Source organism: Pseudomonas sp. EA_65y_Pfl1_P113, from assembly GCF_963970525.1.
GTDB lineage: Bacteria > Pseudomonadota > Gammaproteobacteria > Pseudomonadales > Pseudomonadaceae > Aquipseudomonas > Aquipseudomonas tritici.
Map to the genome: position 1 here is coordinate 1 of NZ_CAXAQM010000429.1, position 491 is coordinate 491.

General features: G+C 69.2%; 1 protein-coding gene. It reads left to right on the forward strand.

All coding sequences use genetic code 11. The features are described from left to right. Positions 1-446 (forward strand): dihydropteroate synthase (locus AACY52_RS30410; protein ID WP_339561397.1); only part of this gene is annotated, 446 nt, incomplete at its 5' end. Positions 447-491 lie beyond the last annotated feature (45 nt).

The window sequence follows — 491 nt, forward strand, 5'->3', positions numbered from 1 at the left end:
GCCCGGTCGTGCTGATGCATTCGCCCGATCCGGCCAAGGGCGGCCATGGCAGTGTCGGCTATCGGGACGTGCTGCTCGAGGTGTTCGACTGGCTCGAGGCGCGGATTGCGGCGGTGGTCGCGGGTGGGGTGGACCGCTCCCGGATCCTCGTTGACCCCGGCATTGGCTTTGGCAAATCGCTGTCGGACAATCTCGCGCTGATCAATGGCCTTGCGCTGTTGCACGGCCTTGGCTGTCCGATCCTGCTGGGTGCCAGCCGCAAACGCCTGATTGGCGCGCTGTCCAATGAAGCGCCCGCGCGCGAGCGCCTGGGCGGATCGATCGCGCTGGCGATGGCGGGGGTGGCGGCGGGCGCGCAGCTGCTGCGGGTGCATGATGTCGCGGAGACGGCGCAGGCGGTGCGCGTCTGGCGTGGCTTGCGCGATCGGGCACTGGTCGGACGCTAGCGGCACGGCTAACCCAGCCGTCAGGTTGGAGGGAAGACGCCCATG